Genomic DNA, 16,795 nt, shown 5'->3' with positions numbered 1-16,795 from the left:
CAAAAAAAACGACGCTGAGGCGTCGTTTTTGCTGCATAACATCACCACCTTGATTAAGGCGTTAGCGGCTCGCGGGTAAATTCTTCATGGTCACATTCAGGACAGTCTGGGATGGGACTTGGAAATTCAATACTCATTTCATTACCACAGTTAGTGCACACCATGATGCCCTGATTCACTATGTCACCACTCTTGTAGTAGCCCTGATGCTTAAAATCTTGCGTTAACTCATGCCATTCGACTTGGCTGCGGTCGGTAATTTCACTGAGCCAATGCCAAAGCGTATTCTCTAAAGTAATCACGGTTGGGCTATGACTCAAACTATCCGCGTTCTGCTCACGGAGAAAACTCGTAATATCACGCTTTAAGAATTGTTCGACTAAAGTGAGTTCATCTTCCCCTGCCTGTTCTTTAAGACGTAAATACTCCTTACCTTGAGTGACAGAGTTGAATAAGTTCTTTACAGTCATAGTGTTATCTTCTGAAAATTGAGATTTCACTTCGGTAATTAAGGCTTGATACAGTCCTAGTAACGCGTTACTTCTATCATTCATAACCAATACTCCTTCATACGAACCTTTTTAATGCATCGCTTCTAGTTTATTCTATGCAGATCTTACTCGCGCTGATATGGCGTTAGATCCAATAATAGGCGGCACTGCCGGAAATAGAGTGATGCAAGAGCAATATAATCCCTCAGAAATTGAAGCCTTAGTGCAAAAGCACTGGCATGACAACAAAACCTTCGAAGTCACTGAAGACGCAAACAAAGAAAAGTTTTATTGCCTTTCGATGTTTCCGTACCCTTCTGGCAGACTCCACATGGGACACGTACGCAACTATACCATAGGTGACGTAGTTGCACGCTTTCAACGTCTTCAAGGCAAAAACGTGCTCCAGCCTATTGGTTGGGACTCCTTTGGTTTGCCCGCAGAAAATGCCGCAATTAACAACAAGACTGCGCCTGCACCATGGACCTATGAAAACATAGAATACATGAAGAACCAGCTGAAATTGCTGGGTTTTGGTTACGATTGGAGCCGTGAAATCGCCACTTGTACCCCTGAATATTATCGCTGGGAACAATGGTTCTTCACTAAGTTGTACGAGAAAGGCCTAGTCTATAAAAAGACAGCTTCAGTCAACTGGTGTCCAAACGATGAAACCGTACTGGCGAACGAGCAAGTTCAAGACGGTTGCTGCTGGCGCTGTGATACCCCTGTGGAACAAAAAGAAATTCCACAGTGGTTTATTAAGATCACTGCCTATGCAGAAGAATTGTTAAACGATATCGATACCTTAGATGGCTGGCCTGAACAGGTTAAGACCATGCAGCGCAACTGGATTGGTCGCAGCGAAGGTGTAGAAATGACCTTCGGCGTCGCAGGTCACGATAAAAGCTTCGATATCTATACCACGCGTCCAGATACCTTAATGGGCGTGACCTATGTGGCGATTGCCGCAGGTCATCCATTAGCTGAAATCGCCGCGCAAACCAATACTGAGCTTGCCGCCTTTATCGATGAGTGCAAAAACAGCACGACATCTGAAGCTGAACTCGCGACCATGGAAAAACGCGGAGTGGCCACAGGGCTTTTCGCCATTCATCCTATCACTGGTAAGCAAGTCCCGATTTGGGCTGCTAACTTTGTGTTGATGAACTATGGCACAGGTGCCGTAATGTCAGTTCCAGGGCACGACCAACGTGACTTTGAATTTGCAAAAAAATACGGTCTAGCAATTGAGGCTGTGATCAAGCCTGTTGATAGCGAAGTGGACATTAGCGAAGCCGCTTATACCGAAAAAGGTGTACTATTTAACTCGGGTGAGTTCGACGGTTTAGACTTTGAAGCAGGCTTTAATGCCATCGCTAACAAGTTAGTCGCCGAAGGTAAAGGCAAGCGCCAAGTCAACTATCGCCTGCGCGATTGGGGTGTTTCACGTCAGCGTTACTGGGGCGCACCTATTCCTATGGTGACCTTAGCCGACGGCACTGTGATCCCAACGCCAGCGGATCAACTGCCAGTATTGCTGCCAGAAGATGTCGTGATGGACGGTATTCAAAGCCCAATCAAGGCCGATAAAGAATGGGCGAAAACCCAAGTCAACGGTCAAGATGCGCTGCGCGAAACCGATACCTTCGATACCTTTATGGAATCCTCTTGGTATTACGCCCGTTACTGCAGCCCGCATGCAGACGAAATGTTAGATCCCGCTAAAGCCAACTACTGGCTACCTGTGGATCAATACATTGGCGGTATCGAACACGCTTGTATGCATTTGTTATATTTCCGCTTCTTCCACAAGTTGCTGCGTGATGCAGGTCTGGTTAACTCTAACGAGCCAGCCAAACAACTGCTGACCCAAGGCATGGTGTTGGCCGATGCTTTCTACTACATCAACGAAAAAGGCGCCCGTGTATGGGTTTCTCCTTTAGATGTAGCAACCACAGAAAAAGACGACAAGGGCCGTATTACTAAGGCTATCGACAAAGACGGCAACGAGCTGGTTTATACCGGCATGTGCAAGATGTCTAAGTCGAAAAACAATGGTATCGATCCTCAAGTCATGGTCGAAAAATACGGCGCAGATACGGTTCGCCTATTTATGATGTTCGCCTCACCACCAGAATTAACTCTGGAATGGCAAGAGTCTGGCGTTGAAGGCGCACACCGCTTCATTAAACGTCTGTGGAAGCTTGCAAACGAGCATGTGAACCAAGATAACAGCGAAGCCTTAGATGTCAGCAAGTTAACTGCCGATCAAAAAGCGCTGCGCCGTGAAGTCCACAAGACGATCGCGAAAGTGACCGACGATATCGGCCGCCGTCAGATGTTCAACACTGCGGTTGCCGCCGTGATGGAACTGATGAACCATCTGCAAAAAGCACCACAAACCACAGGCCAAGACAACGCCATTATCGGCGAAGCCTTATCCGCCATAGTACGTTTGCTGTACCCTATCATTCCGCATGTGAGCTTTAACCTGTGGAACGAGTTAGGTAATGCAAGCAACATCGAAGACAGCCAATGGCCAATCGTTGATGAAGCTGCGCTAGTTGAAGACAGCAAGCTCATCGTTGTGCAAGTCAACGGTAAAGTTCGCGCAAAAATCACAGTAGCTGCCGACGCTGATAAAGAATCAGTAGAAGCCTTAGGCATGAGTGATGAACACGTGATCAAATACCTAGACGGCCTAACAGTACGTAAAGTGATCTATGTGCCGGGCAAACTGCTCAGCATAGTGGCCAATTAACGGCTGCTAATAACTCGCTATACTCAAAGCCAATGAAGTTGCAGCATAGCTGCAACTTCAAGCCTGTAGGGTATACCACGAATAGGAAACCGCGAAATCTATGCTAATCAAACGCATATGCTTCGCAATCATGGCACTAGTCATTATGACCAGCGCTGGTTGCGGTTTTAAGCTTCAACGCAGTTATCAGATCCCTGATGCCCTCAATCATTTGAGTTTGAGCAGTGTGGATGAATACAGTGAACTCACTCGTTTGGTGCGTGAACGCCTGCGCTTGAACAATATCCAAGTTGTCGACGCCGCAGATAATGTTCCAGTATTAAGATTAATCACCGACTCCCTTGAACGCTCGACCTTATCTTTGTACCCCACAGGTAACGTCGCCGAGTATGAGCTGATTTATTTAGTCGAATTTGCTGTGGCATTGCCGGGCAAGGAAGCGCAGCCTTTCAAGGTTGAAATTCGCCGCGACTACTTAGACGATCCACGTACCGCATTGGCAAAGAGCCGTGAAATGGAATTGCTGACGAAGGAAATGCGTATCCAAGCTGCCGATCGTATTCTGCAAGCAATGGCCAGTACTGAGGTGAATTAATGCGGGGCTATCATTAAATGAGAGTCTATCCAGACCAACTCTCCCGCCACCTTAACCAGTTATTTCCTTGTTATCTGATTTTTGGGGATGATCCTTGGTTGATTGAAACCACCAAAGATCAGATCCGCCAATTCGCCAAGCGTCAGGGATTCGATGAAAAAGTCCAACTCATTCAAGAGACGGGCTTTAATTGGAACGATCTGACTCAGGAATGGCAGGCCATGAGCCTGTTTTCCAGTAAACGCTTGATTGAGCTAACCCTTCCCCAAGCTAAGCCCGGTGCCGAAGGCTCAAGCACACTGCAAGCACTATTGCAGACGCCCAATCCCGATATGCTGTTGATTATCGAAGGGCCAAAGCTCGCCACAGAGCAAACCAACAGTAAATGGTTTAAGACCTTAGATGCCCATGGCATGTATCTGCCCTGCGCTACGCCAGAGGGCGAGCAGTTTATGCGCTGGCTCGATGGCCGCATCAAGCACTTTAAGCTCAATCTGCAGCCTGATGCCCGTGCTATGCTGCATTCTCTGTATGAAGGGAATTTACTGGCCGCCGATCAAGCCATGCAATTGCTGCAACTCCTGAGCCCAGCAAACCCCGTCAGTGCCGACGAACTGGGCCACTATTTTGAAGATCAGTCGCGCTTCACCGTATTCCAACTCACGGATGCATTGCTGAATAATAAACAGGATAGCGCGCAGCACATGCTAGCCCAGCTCAATGGCGAAGGCACTGCCTTACCTATCCTGCTGTGGGCCTTGTTTAAAGAACTCGGTTTGTTATTCAATTTGAAATGCGAGCAAGCCCAAGGCGTTGCGCTCAGTGCACTCTGGGGTAAACATCGAATTTGGGATAAACGTAAACCACTGTATCAAGCGGCGCTGCAACGACTCAGCCTTGAACAACTCGAACATATGCTCGCCCTCGCCTCGAAACTTGAGCTCAACTTAAAGCAACAGGGGAAAGAGGATTGGACTGGTCTGAGCCACCTGTGTCTGTTATTTGATCCTAGAGCCCATCGGCACCTAGCACATATAGCCATAGACTAATCATTGATTAACCAAAGAGTTGATATGCGTATTGGTATTTTAGGCGGCACCTTTGACCCGATACACTATGGTCATATCCGTCCTGCAATTGAAGTGAAGCAAGCATTAGCCTTGGATAAAATCCTGCTGATGCCGAACCATATTCCGCCCCATAAACAGCAGCCGAACTTAACCACAACACAGCGCCTCAAAATGGTAGCTGATGTCTGTCAGCAACTCGACGGATTTGCACTGTGCGACATCGAAGCTAAACGCGACACGCCTTCCTACACAGTTGTGACGCTTGAGCAACTGAAAGCCTTACATCCGGAAGACGAGCTGTTTTTTATCATGGGGATGGACTCTTTCCTCCAATTAAAAAGCTGGTATGAGTGGCAACGCCTATTCGACTTTGCCCATCTCGTTGTCTGCCAGCGCCCGGGTTGGCAGCTCGATGCAGAACATCCTATGCAGCAGGTATTGACGGCCCGCAGTCAAGCGCCCCAAGGGACAGACGAAGGTCGTACTAGCTGTGTCCATAAAAACTGTGGGCAGATTTTCCCTGTAGCGATTACACCACAGGATATTTCTTCAACTCAAATCCGTGAACAACTGGCAAAAGGCGAAATTCCCGCCGATTTACTCATGCCAGTCACGCTAGATTACATCAAAAATCAACGACTTTACTTACCTTAGCTCGAACCGTAAGCAGATATCGCCAACTCAACTGCCAATGACAATGTATTCCCAGCAGCAACACTGGTATACTACCGCGCTATTTAAAATTAATGAGGTACGCCAGCGTGCAGAGCGCGGAATTAAAACAGTTTGTTGTCGACAAGATCGACGACTTGAAAGCCAGAGACGTTGTTGTTCTGGATGTCAGCAAGCAATCTAACATCACTGACTACATGGTCATATGTTCAGGTACATCAAAGACTCACGTTAAAGCTATCGCCGAAAACCTTGTGGTTGAAGCGAAAAAAGCCGGTATTCCACCTTTAGGTGTTGAAGGCCGCGAAAGCAGCGAATGGGTTCTTGTGGACATGGGCGATGTGATCCTGCACGTTATGCAAGATCAAACCCGTGATTTCTACCAGCTTGAAAAGCTCTGGTCAGAAAAGCAAGACTGATGAAGTTACAGCTCATCGCAGTAGGAACACGGATGCCCGATTGGGTTACCCGTGGTTTCGAAGAATACCAGCGCCGTTTTCCCCGTGATATGGCGCTGGAGCTTATCGAAATACCCGCTGGAAAGCGGGGGAAAAATGCCGACATTGTCCGGATACTTCAAAAAGAAGGCGAACAAATGTTGGCGGCCATTCCCAAAGGCAATCATATTGTTAGCTTAGATCTCCCTGGCAAAAACTGGACGACCCCCGAGCTAGCAACCGCACTGACTAAATGGCAACTCGATGGTCGCGACGTCAGTTTACTGATTGGTGGACCTGAAGGATTAGCGCCAGCTTGCAAAGAAGCGGCAAACCAAAGTTGGTGTCTTTCGGCATTAACCTTACCTCACCCACTCGTACGGGTGGTGGTTGCCGAAAGTTTGTACCGCGCGTGGAGCGTGAACACGAATCACCCCTACCATAGAGAATAGCGGGATCTTGATGTTAACGAGTGTCAACCACCCGTCATGGGATCAGCCGGAGATAGCATAAGTGTCGCCAAAAAAGCGGATAACAATGCATGATCACGCCGCCGAGGCGTCTCTTTTTAAGCGCAGGGCGCTTTTCACTTTTTTTTGCGTTTTCGCTCTATTTAGCGTATTAGTCACCAACCTTTATCATTTACAGGTTGAATCCTATAAAGATTATGCAACTCGCTCAAATGATAATCGCATCCGTGTTGTTCCAATTGCCCCTAGTCGTGGTCTCATTTACGATCGCAACGGTATACTTTTAGCTGAAAATTTACCCTTTTATTCCCTCGATCTCGTGCCCGAAAAAATCAGTAACATGTCAGAGACCTTAGATGAACTCGGCAAGTTAATTGAGATCAGTGATGATGAGCGCGAAACCTTTACTGACGCCCTGAAATTTCATCGCCGTTTCAAACCGCTAACACTGAAAAACCAGCTCACCGAAGAGCAAGTGGCCATTTTTAGTGTTAACCAACACAGATTTCCGGGTATTTCAGTCGAAGCGGGTCTTAAACGTAACTATCCCTACGGCGCGCAAATCACCCATGTGCTGGGCTATGTAGGCAAAATTAACACCCGAGATCGCGCCCAACTTGAACGCAGCGATCTGTGGAAAAACTATGCGGCAACCAAAGACATTGGTAAGCAAGGCATTGAAAAATTTTATGAATCTTTGCTGCATGGCAAACCCGGACACTTAGAAGAAGAAGTGAACAACCGCGGCCGCGCCATTCGCACCTTAAAAATTGTGCCGCCAGAGCCGGGGCAAGATATTTACCTCACCTTAGATCTCAAGCTGCAACAAAAAGCGGTGGAACTACTCACAGGTCTGCGCGGTTCTATTGTTGCCATCGATCCCCGTGACGGTGGAGTATTAGCTATGGTATCGAGCCCAAGCTATGATCCAAACCAGTTTGTACAAGGCATTAATAGTAAAGATTACAGTGCGTTACTCAATGATAAATCACGCCCTTTGATCAATCGCGCGACTCAAGGTCAATATGCACCTGCGTCTACCATCAAGCCTCACCTCGCACTGTTAGGCCTTGATGAGAAAGCCATTAGCGAGAGTACCCGAGTGTGGGATCCCGGTTTTTGGCAAATTCCTGGTGTTGAACGTAAATACCGCGACTGGAAACGCTGGGGACATGGCTGGGTCAACGTTTATAGCGCGATTGTAGAATCCTGCGATACCTTTTTCTATGAGTTAGCCTATAAGGTCGGTGTCGATCATATCGCCCGCTTTATGGAACAATTTGGCTTTGGCCAAAATACAGGGATTGATATCTTTGAAGAATCGGCTGGCAACATGCCATCCAAGGAATGGAAACGTTTAAAGTACAATCAAGCTTGGTATATAGGCGACACCATTTCCGTCGGTATTGGACAAGGTTATTGGACGGCAACGCCATTACAACTCGCTAATGCCGTTGGGATTATGGCCAACAAAGGCCGCCGTCTCCCGCCACATCTGCTGAGATCAATTAAAGACAATACTGCCAAAATTGACTCACCGATTAATGAGTTACCACCAATTGAACTTAAAAATCCCCGTAACTGGAATATCATCAACGAAGCTATGCGACAAACCGCAAATAAGTCACGCTTTACCGATGCCACTTACACTGCCGCAATGAAAACCGGTACTGCACAGGTCATCGGCGTGGCGGAAAATACTAAATACGATGCCAGTAAAATTGCCGAACATTTCCGCGATAATGCCTTAGTTGTGGCCTATGCACCCTTCGAGGATCCTAAAATTGTCCTCGCCGTCGTGATGGAAAACGCAGGTTGGGGCGGCGCAAATGCTGGCCCAGTCGCTCGAGCTATGCTCGATGAATATATGCTTAGAGATACTTGGAAACCCATACCATGAGTACCCATAGCCAATATCAAAACATCTGGCAACGCTTGCACATAGACTTGCCTTTATTGCTCGGACTATTAGCTGTGATGGGCTTTGGCCTGTTTGTCATCTATTCTGCCAGCGGTGCAGATTTAGAGATGATGGAACGACAACTATTCCGTATGGTGTTGTCGCTAGGCATCATGTTTACCATGGCACAAATCAATCCTGAAGCGCTTAAACGTTGGGCATTACCCATTTATCTTGCGGGGGTTGTCTTGCTGCTTGGGGTACACTTTTTCGGTGAAATCAATAAAGGCGCGCAGCGCTGGTTGAACTTAGGCTTTATGGAGTTCCAACCCTCAGAGCTTATTAAACTCGCCTTCCCCATCACAATGGCTTGGTATATCAGTAAGTTCCCTCTTCCCCCCAAGAAACGTTACCTCGCTGGCGCAGGAGTGATTTTACTCGTACCAACCCTATTGATCGCTAAACAACCCGACTTAGGCACCTCAATTTTGGTGGCCGCATCGGGGATTTTTGTGCTGTTTTTATCGGGTATGAGCTGGATCATTGTTGGCAGTTTTATCGCGGCAGTACTCGCCTTCCTGCCTATCCTTTGGTATTTCTTGATGCACGATTACCAAAGAACGCGGGTATTAACCCTGCTCGATCCTGAACAAGATCCCCTCGGCGCGGGTTATCACATTATCCAGTCGAAAATCGCCATCGGCTCAGGTGGACTTTGGGGCAAAGGTTGGCTCGAAGGCACTCAATCACAGCTTGAATTTATCCCTGAACGTCATACCGATTTTATCTTTGCGGTGATCGGTGAAGAATTTGGTTTAATTGGCAGTATCTTACTGTTAATTATGTACCTTTACATCATAGGCCGTGGCTTAGTCATCGCCTCCCGCGCACAAACCAGTTTCGCTCGTCTACTGGCTGGCAGTATCACGCTGACGTTTTTCGTTTATGTTTTTGTGAATATTGGCATGGTTTCAGGTATCCTGCCCGTGGTAGGTGTACCACTGCCCCTTGTCAGTTATGGTGGAACCTCCATGCTGACATTGATGACAGGGTTTGGCATTCTTATGAGCATTCATACCCATAGACGTTTCGTAGATAGATAATTTTAGGGACTTTTTTATGCCTACTCTCCGAGCTTATTTGGCTCCACTCGGTTTACTGTGTTTAAGTTCATACTTAGTCGCATGCACCACGGCAAATGAACCGACACCCGCGCAGGCACCCGCTTCAAGCACCCCAGTGGCTCCCGCAGTGGATAAAGTATTAGTACCCGCAACTCCCGCTGAACTCAAAGAAGAGTTTATCCAAACTCAAGTAAAACAAGGTTTTACTCGGACCGAAGTGCTCGCTTTTCTCGACAAAGCAAAATACAACCAAGGGGTTATCGATGCGATGACCCGTCCATGGGAAGCAAAACCTTGGCATGTGTATTACCCGATTTTTTTAACAGAAAAACGTCTTGATGCAGGGCTCGCTTTTTGGAAAAAACACGAGAAAACCATTGCTAAAGCCGCAGCTAAGTACCAAGTCGACCCACAGATTATCGTTGCCATTATTGGGATTGAAACCTTCTACGGGCAGTTCACTGGTAATTACCCTGTGATTGATTCCCTCTATACCTTAGGTTTTCACTATCCGCCTCGCGCCACCTTTTTCCGCAAGGAATTTGGTGAGTTGATGAAATTAGTCAAAGAAGAACACTTAGATATCAATACCCTCAAAGGCTCCTATGCGGGTGCCATGGGTTATGGGCAGTTTATTCCCTCAAGTTACCGCCATTACGCCGTCGATTTCGATAACAGTGGTAACCGCGATTTATTGCAAAGCCCAGAGGATGCGATTGGCAGTGTTGCCAATTATTTCCATGAACACGGTTGGCAAGCCAATGCTCCAGTTGCTTTACCGCTGGTCAATAGCAGCCAAACAGCACCAAAAGCGAAAGTATGGGCAGGCGAAAAGCTCAATTATAAAGTCGCCAATATTCTAACGCCAACCTTGTCCCTGGCTGATGCGAGGGACTTGGATATCTCGCAAAAAGCCTTACTCATTAAACTGGAACAAGCCGATCACGATGATTATTGGCTTGGCTTAAACAATTTTTATGTAATCACTCGCTATAATCGCAGTCCTTTGTATTCAATGGCCGTTTATCAATTTAGCCAACAATTAAAGGAACAGCATGCCGCTAAAAAATAATCTTTTACAGCTTGTCGCTTTGGTTGCGTGCTTCACACTTGTTGCGTGTTCTTCGAGCCCAAACCAAGCTAGCTCCAGCACAAACAAAAAAAATATGGACCCCAACAAGGGGCGCTATTCGCTAAAGAATGACAAGCTGCCACTCAATCCACCCAATGTGGATCATGTGCCAAATGCCACGCCTAAGTACGAGCCCTATAGTCGCCGCGGTAACAAGCCTTATACGGTTTACGGCGAGTCTTACACGGTGATGAACACAGGCCAAGGTTTTAGTGAAACGGGCCGTGCCTCATGGTACGGTGAAAAATTTCATGGCTATGAGACATCCAATGGCGAACCCTATGACATGTATTCCATGTCAGGTGCCCATAAAACGCTGCCACTGCCAAGTTATGCTCGGATCACTAACTTAGATAACAATAAGCAAGTGATCATTCGTATCAACGATCGCGGGCCATTCCACTCAGACCGTATTCTCGACGTCTCCTACGCCGCCGCCTATAAACTCGGCATGCTCGGCAAAGGAACCGCGCGGATCAAACTCGATGTGGTGTATGTCGGCAGTGTCGCGGCCACTAATTCGGCTATTGCCAGCGCGCAAGATACAGGTAATCATTACATTCAGTTAGTCGCATCGAAAGATAAAGCCAAACTCAATACCATGGCGAAAAATCTGGAGCGAAAATATCAGGTAAAGACCCGTGTACAAGCCGCAAACAATATGTTTAGACTACAGCTCGGCCCCATAGGCCAACCTGAATTAGCAGACAAACTGCTCAATAACGTCCAGCAAAATGGCTTTCCTGAGGGCTATATAGTCCATGAGTAATGACTGTTTGCTCGGACCAGAATTGATTTAAAAATAGATATGAAGGAACCTTCACTAAAACCCACAGTCAGAAAGTGGTACACTGTTGGAGATCTTCTCGAATCCTTTCCATTTAATACAACCAAAAGACGTGCCAAGTTAATGATGAATTTTGTAAAAAGTCCCATTAAAACATTGCTGCTAATTTCCAGTGTGTCTCTCCCCGTTTATGCTGCGCAGCCTATTATTACACCTGATGCACCAGCAGTGGCCGCCAAGGCTTTCGTCTTGATGGATTATAATTCGGGCCAGATTATCGCTGAGAGTAACGCTTATGAAAGCCTTAACCCAGCCAGCCTAACTAAAATGATGACCAGCTATGTCATAGGTCAAGAAATCAAAGCGGGCAATGTCTCGGTCGATGATGATGTGACTATCAGTAAAAATGCCTGGTCTAAAAACTTCTCTGACTCCTCGAAGATGTTCATTGAAGTCGGTACTACCGTTAAAGTCGGGGATTTAAACCGCGGTATCATCATCCAATCGGGTAACGATGCGTGTGTGGCTATGGCAGAGCATATCGCTGGCACCGAAGGCGCCTTCGTTGACATGATGAACTCATGGACAAAACAGCTGGGTATGCGTGATAGCTACTTCGAAAACTCCCATGGATTAGACTCAGAAAACCACAAAACAACTGCCTATGATATGGCATTGTTAGGTGCAGCCTTAATCCGCGACGTTCCAGAAGAATACCGCATCTATAGCGAAAAATTTTATACCTTCAACGGTATCAAACAATATAACCGTAATGGTTTGTTGTGGGATAACAGCATGAGCGTGGACGGTATCAAGACAGGCCACACCTCTGGTGCAGGTTACAACTTAGTCGCATCTGCAACCAAAGACGGCATGCGTTTGATTTCTGTGGTTCTGGGTACTCAAAGTGAATCAGCCCGTAAAGCTGAAAGTAAAAAGTTACTGACCTATGGCTTCCGTTTCTTTGAAACTGTCACGCCTTACAAAGCGGGTGATAGCTTCACAACCCAACAAATATGGTACGGTGACAAGAGCACTGTTGATTTAGGCGTCGCAACTGATACACCTATTACAATCAGCCGTGGCCGTGGTAAAGACTTGAAAGCAAACTTCGAGTTGACTAAGCCATTAGATGCACCGTTGAAAAAAGGTGAAACTGTAGGCCGTCTATTCTTCCAACTTGATGGTAAAGACATTGCCCAGTTCCCGCTGGTGACCTTGCAAGAAGTCAACGAAGGTAGCTGGTTTAGTAAATTAGTCGATTACTTTAAGCAGATGTTTTCTGGATGGTTTAGCTAAGCTAAGTCCCATAAATAAAGCCACCTTAGGGTGGCTTTATTTTTTTGGGGAGTGCATCGCCCTTGAATCGGGTATAATCGCCACCATATATATCCCAATATAGCCGCTAAGAGTACTGAGTATGTTAGACACTAAATTTGATGAACTGATGGATTTCCCTTGCGCATTTCCTTTTAAGGTCGTCGGTGAAGCCCACGAAACGCTAACTGACAAAGTCGTGGCTGTGGTACAAAAACATGCACCGGGTGATTATTCACCTTCGACAAAAACGTCGAGCAAAGGTAGCTATCACTCCATTACTATCCGCGTGACAGTGACCAGCAAAGACCATATCGAAATTTTGTACACTGAACTTGCCGCCATCGAAGGCGTACGCCGCGTACTATAAATATTCCTCAAGGCCATGAAATGTGATCTGTCTTACATTTATGGTCAAGAGGCGTATAATAGCGCCACTCAATTCTAAGGGGAGAGGTTGCCCTTGCAAGACACGACTTTGCACATTCGGCATCTTGGAAAACAAGATTACGAATCAGTGTGGCATGCTATGCAGCACTACACTGACACGCGTAATAGTGAGAGCCCAGATGAGCTGTGGATAGTAGAACACCCACCCGTGTTTACCCAAGGCCAAGCTGGTAAAAGCGAGCATATTTTGAATGCTGGCGATATTCCTGTGATCCAAGTGGACCGTGGTGGCCAAGTCACTTACCACGGCCCTGGACAACTAGTGGTATACCCTCTTCTCGACATAAAACGTAGTAAAGTCGGCGTGCGTCAACTCGTTACTCATATAGAGCAAAGCATTGTCGATATGCTCGCCAAGTACGAAATTAACGCTTATGCCAAGGCCGATGCGCCGGGCGTATATGTGGATGAACGTAAAATTGCCTCCCTCGGATTACGCATCCGTAAAGGCTGTTCATTCCATGGATTAGCCCTTAATGTCGATATGGATTTAGCACCATTTCGCCGCATCAACCCTTGTGGTTATGCCGGTCTTGAAATGGTGCAATGCAAAGCACTTGGCGGACCACAAACCGTGATTGAAGCGGGCGAGCAACTTACTATTACTTTTAGCCAATTACTGGGCTATCAACACCTAGTTCATCATCAAGGATTAGCAGCGTCATGAATAGGCCTGAACGTTTACAACCCGGAGTAAAACTAAGAGATGCCGATAAAGTGTCTCGTATTCCGGTCAAAATCGTCCCATCAGAGCGCGACACTATGTTGCGTAAACCCGATTGGTTACGGGTTAAACTGCCGGCATCGAATCAACGCATTTTAGACATCAAGCAAGCGCTGCGTAAAAATGGCCTGCACTCTGTCTGTGAAGAAGCCTCTTGCCCTAACCTCGCTGAATGCTTCAACCACGGCACAGCAACCTTTATGATTTTGGGTGCGATTTGTACTCGTCGTTGCCCATTCTGCGACGTGGCCCATGGTCGTCCGCTTAAGCCTGATGCTGAAGAGCCAGTTAAATTGGCGCAAACTATCCGCGATATGAAGCTAAAATATGTGGTGATTACCTCTGTAGATCGTGACGATTTACGTGATGGTGGCGCCCAGCATTTTGCCGATTGTATCCGTGAGATCCGCAAACTAAATCCTGACATCAAGATCGAAACCTTAGTGCCTGATTTCCGTGGTCGTATCGATGCTGCCTTAGATATTTTATCGACTGAGCCGCCTGATGTGTTTAACCACAACTTAGAAACGGCGCCCATGCATTATCGTAAAGCGCGCCCAGGTGCGAATTACCAATGGTCGCTCGATCTGCTCAAACGCTTTAAAGAACGTCATCCCAATGTGCCGACTAAATCAGGCCTGATGATGGGATTGGGTGAGACCAACGAAGAAATCGCTCAAGTATTACGTGACTTGCGCGCCCACAACGTTGAAATGCTGACCTTAGGCCAATACCTACAGCCGTCTAAGTTCCACTTACCGGTTGAACGTTATGTGCCGCCAGCGGAATTTGATGAGCTTAAAGCCTTAGCCGATGAGTTAGGTTTTACCCATGCAGCCTGTGGCCCATTAGTGCGCTCAAGCTACCATGCGGACCTGCAAGCCCAAGGTAAAGAAGTGAAATAACCTTCTTGCTTAGATACAGAGCTTAGGTGATGTAGATTTCAAGGTTATTAAAATAGAAAAACAGCGCTTAGGCGCTGTTTTTTATTGGCTGTTTTTATGACTGTTATTTATGACTGTTGTTTATGAAGAGTGGTTCGTATAGCTGTCGTTATACGACATGAACGCTAATGCTCTGCTTATTCTTGGGTTATCGCTAAATCCATCAAGATAGCATCTTCTTTACCGCCCTCTATCGGGTAGTAACCTTTGCGACGTCCCGATTCAATAAAGCCAGCCTTTTGATATAAAGCACGGGCGCCGAGATTAGACTCTCGCACTTCTAACATAAGCACCACAGCGCCCGATACCTTGGCCGATATCATCACAGCCTTAAGTAATAACTTGCCGTAACCTTTGCCCTGCTGACTCGGTAATAGGCAAATATCCAATAAAGTCACTTCATCGATAATTTGCTGCACTATCGCAAACCCTAAGAGTCCTTCGACGTGATAAGTATCTGAATCCGAAACGACGTCAATATTTGCCTCAGTATTTACATCTACCTCTAAGTGAGCACTCAACTTTAAACCTAGGACACGGTACAAGTGACCAAAACAATCGGCAAGATTCCCCTCACTCATGGGATGGCTATGGGCCAAGGATTCAAGCTGCGCCATTTGGGGAACATCTTCAAGCGTGAGAGCCACAAGCTCAACAGGCAAACCTGCTGTCAATTGTGCTGCGAATGGTGTTGTGAATAGACTATCTACTGGTGGGATGTTCAACGCCGGTATTCCAAAGTATTGGTTATTAATGTATTTACGAGTAGAGCTTAAGACTTGCTTGGCGCTTGGCCGCTAACTTGGTCGCGCCATTGGTAAATCTGCTGCCAGAGCGCGCTTTTAGCCTGCCAACCCACCAATAAATCGGCCAACGGCTCAGACACTAACCATGCGGTACGTGGCCTAACTTTGTGACGTCGCAGATCCCAAACGATCTGTTTACCCGTATGGGGCTCACAGTCAAAATCACATTCGTCACGCTTTATGTCGATAAGCTTTAGCACAGCGTCAATAAGCGGCTCTGCTTCTGGTAACTCACCGTTTTCATCCCAAATCACTAAATAAGGTTTCACCTTAGTGTCGCGCACTCGCCAAGTTGTCACATTCATGGCGGTTAAATAGGCTGATTTATTCATTAAGGTCAGTTTTATTCAATTAAAGTATCGACTCACAATATGCCGCTAGGATAGCAGTTCTGCCATGGCATTGTTACTGCAGCACGGCGAAAGGAGATGATATCTGGCTTTATCGCTTACGAGATTTAACACTCGGAAGTTCAATCGAATTTATAGATTTACAAAATCTAATTTACTCATTTTACATTTAATATCAGAAGATTAGACTAAACACACTCAGTAAGACAATAGAAGGAAAACGCCATGATTAACATAGGTATCAATCAAGCTCACAGAGAAGAAATCGCCGCAGGGCTAAACCAACTATTGGCTGACAGCTACAGTCTTTACCTTAAGACCCATAGCTTTCACTGGAACGTTACTGGCCCAATGTTCACTAGCTTACACTTGCTATTTGAACAGCAGTATACCGAACTTGCCCTTGCGGTCGACCTTATCGCAGAGCGTGTACGTGCATTAGGCGCCAGAGCACTCGGCTCATATTCAGCCTATGCCGCGCTAACCGAGATAAAAGAAGATCAAGGTGTCACTCAAGCCGAAACCATGATCCGCGAACTATTAAGCGATCAGGAGCTAGTAATCCGCAATGCCAGAGCCTTGTATCCGCTGGTAAATCAAGCGAATGATGAGGCGACTGCGGACTTACTCACCCAGCGCATCCAACTGCATGAGAAAAATGCCTGGATGCTACGCAGCTTACTCGCAGAATAATTGCTAAATAGATTATTGCTCTGACCAAAGCAAAAAAGTCGCCAAGTAAACACTTGGCGACTTTTGCCT

General features: G+C 46.7%; 18 protein-coding genes. 15 read left to right on the top strand and 3 right to left on the bottom strand.

What is annotated here, in order from left to right; genetic code table 11:
- Positions 1–53 precede the first annotated feature (53 nt).
- Positions 54–554 (bottom strand): zinc ribbon-containing protein, encoded by a 501-nt coding sequence (locus HQQ92_RS03740; protein ID WP_173243237.1) that lies wholly within the window; start codon positions 552–554, stop codon positions 54–56.
- A 121-nt stretch (positions 555–675) separates the two neighbouring features.
- On the opposite strand from HQQ92_RS03740, the gene leuS reads away from it, so the two are divergent.
- The 14 genes from leuS to lipA all read left to right on the top strand — a co-directional run bounded on the left by leuS (position 676) and on the right by lipA (position 14,838).
- Entirely contained in the window at positions 676–3,255 is a 2,580-nt protein-coding gene (leuS, locus tag HQQ92_RS03735; protein ID WP_173248572.1) for a leucine--tRNA ligase, read from the top strand.
- 100 nt (positions 3,256–3,355) lie between these two features.
- Entirely contained in the window at positions 3,356–3,850 is a 495-nt protein-coding gene (lptE, locus tag HQQ92_RS03730) for an LPS assembly lipoprotein LptE (protein WP_012089938.1), read from the top strand.
- A 17-nt stretch (positions 3,851–3,867) separates the two neighbouring features.
- The gene (gene holA / locus HQQ92_RS03725; protein ID WP_173243234.1) at positions 3,868–4,899 is read left to right on the top strand and encodes a DNA polymerase III subunit delta; all 1,032 of its coding nucleotides are present in this window, start codon (positions 3,868–3,870) and stop codon (positions 4,897–4,899) included.
- Positions 4,900–4,923: 24 nt separating this feature from the next.
- On the top strand, positions 4,924–5,574 hold the full coding sequence (nadD, locus tag HQQ92_RS03720; RefSeq protein WP_173243231.1) for a nicotinate-nucleotide adenylyltransferase: 651 nt from the start codon (positions 4,924–4,926) through the stop codon (positions 5,572–5,574).
- A 107-nt stretch (positions 5,575–5,681) separates the two neighbouring features.
- Complete coding sequence (gene rsfS / locus HQQ92_RS03715; protein WP_006082751.1) at positions 5,682–6,011, top strand: ribosome silencing factor; 330 nt, start codon at positions 5,682–5,684, stop codon at positions 6,009–6,011.
- Positions 6,011–6,481: a 23S rRNA (pseudouridine(1915)-N(3))-methyltransferase RlmH gene (gene rlmH / locus HQQ92_RS03710; RefSeq protein WP_006082752.1), complete on the top strand. Its 471-nt coding sequence runs from the start codon at positions 6,011–6,013 to the stop codon at positions 6,479–6,481. Before rsfS ends, rlmH begins: the two co-directional genes overlap by 1 nt.
- A 61-nt stretch (positions 6,482–6,542) precedes the next feature.
- Positions 6,543–8,399 carry a penicillin-binding protein 2 gene (mrdA, locus tag HQQ92_RS03705; RefSeq protein WP_168822786.1) on the top strand — a complete coding sequence of 619 codons (1,857 nt, stop codon included), beginning with the start codon at positions 6,543–6,545 and terminating at the stop codon, positions 8,397–8,399.
- Positions 8,396–9,502 (top strand): rod shape-determining protein RodA, encoded by a 1,107-nt coding sequence (gene rodA / locus HQQ92_RS03700; RefSeq protein ID WP_028761480.1) that lies wholly within the window; start codon positions 8,396–8,398, stop codon positions 9,500–9,502. Before mrdA ends, rodA begins: the two co-directional genes overlap by 4 nt.
- Positions 9,503–9,518: 16 nt before the next feature.
- Positions 9,519–10,595 (top strand): lytic murein transglycosylase B, encoded by a 1,077-nt coding sequence (gene mltB, locus HQQ92_RS03695; RefSeq protein ID WP_173243228.1) that lies wholly within the window; start codon positions 9,519–9,521, stop codon positions 10,593–10,595.
- Positions 10,579–11,424 carry a septal ring lytic transglycosylase RlpA family protein gene (locus HQQ92_RS03690; RefSeq protein WP_131523223.1) on the top strand — a complete coding sequence of 282 codons (846 nt, stop codon included), beginning with the start codon at positions 10,579–10,581 and terminating at the stop codon, positions 11,422–11,424. Before mltB ends, HQQ92_RS03690 begins: the two co-directional genes overlap by 17 nt.
- Before the next feature lie 141 nt (positions 11,425–11,565).
- Positions 11,566–12,741 carry a serine hydrolase gene (locus HQQ92_RS03685; RefSeq protein ID WP_028761483.1) on the top strand — a complete coding sequence of 392 codons (1,176 nt, stop codon included), beginning with the start codon at positions 11,566–11,568 and terminating at the stop codon, positions 12,739–12,741.
- 121 nt (positions 12,742–12,862) lie between these two features.
- Complete coding sequence (ybeD, locus tag HQQ92_RS03680) at positions 12,863–13,129, top strand: DUF493 family protein YbeD (protein WP_006082758.1); 267 nt, start codon at positions 12,863–12,865, stop codon at positions 13,127–13,129.
- Between the two features lie 93 nt (positions 13,130–13,222).
- Positions 13,223–13,876 (top strand): lipoyl(octanoyl) transferase LipB, encoded by a 654-nt coding sequence (gene lipB / locus HQQ92_RS03675; protein ID WP_173243224.1) that lies wholly within the window; start codon positions 13,223–13,225, stop codon positions 13,874–13,876.
- A complete protein-coding gene (lipA, locus tag HQQ92_RS03670; RefSeq protein WP_063883372.1) occupies positions 13,873–14,838 on the top strand; it encodes a lipoyl synthase in 966 nt (321 codons plus the stop codon). Before lipB ends, lipA begins: the two co-directional genes overlap by 4 nt.
- A gap of 176 nt (positions 14,839–15,014) precedes the next feature.
- On the opposite strand, the gene HQQ92_RS03665 is transcribed toward lipA, so the two are convergent.
- Positions 15,015–15,602 carry a GNAT family N-acetyltransferase gene (locus tag HQQ92_RS03665; protein ID WP_375539956.1) on the bottom strand — a complete coding sequence of 196 codons (588 nt, stop codon included), beginning with the start codon at positions 15,600–15,602 and terminating at the stop codon, positions 15,015–15,017.
- Positions 15,603–15,649: 47 nt separating this feature from the next.
- The gene (locus HQQ92_RS03660) at positions 15,650–16,015 is read right to left on the bottom strand and encodes a hypothetical protein (protein WP_173243221.1); all 366 of its coding nucleotides are present in this window, start codon (positions 16,013–16,015) and stop codon (positions 15,650–15,652) included.
- Positions 16,016–16,258: 243 nt separating this feature from the next.
- Here HQQ92_RS03660 and dpsA point away from each other — a divergent pair, with 243 nt between their 5' ends.
- The gene (dpsA, locus tag HQQ92_RS03655; protein WP_028761488.1) at positions 16,259–16,726 is read left to right on the top strand and encodes a DNA starvation/stationary phase protection protein DpsA; all 468 of its coding nucleotides are present in this window, start codon (positions 16,259–16,261) and stop codon (positions 16,724–16,726) included.
- Positions 16,727–16,795: the final 69 nt, after the last annotated feature.

The organism is Shewanella sp. DC2-4, assembly GCF_013248875.1.
In the GTDB taxonomy this organism is placed as follows: Bacteria; Pseudomonadota; Gammaproteobacteria; order Enterobacterales; family Shewanellaceae; genus Shewanella; species Shewanella oncorhynchi.
This window is presented reverse-complemented; position numbering and strand designations above follow the sequence as displayed.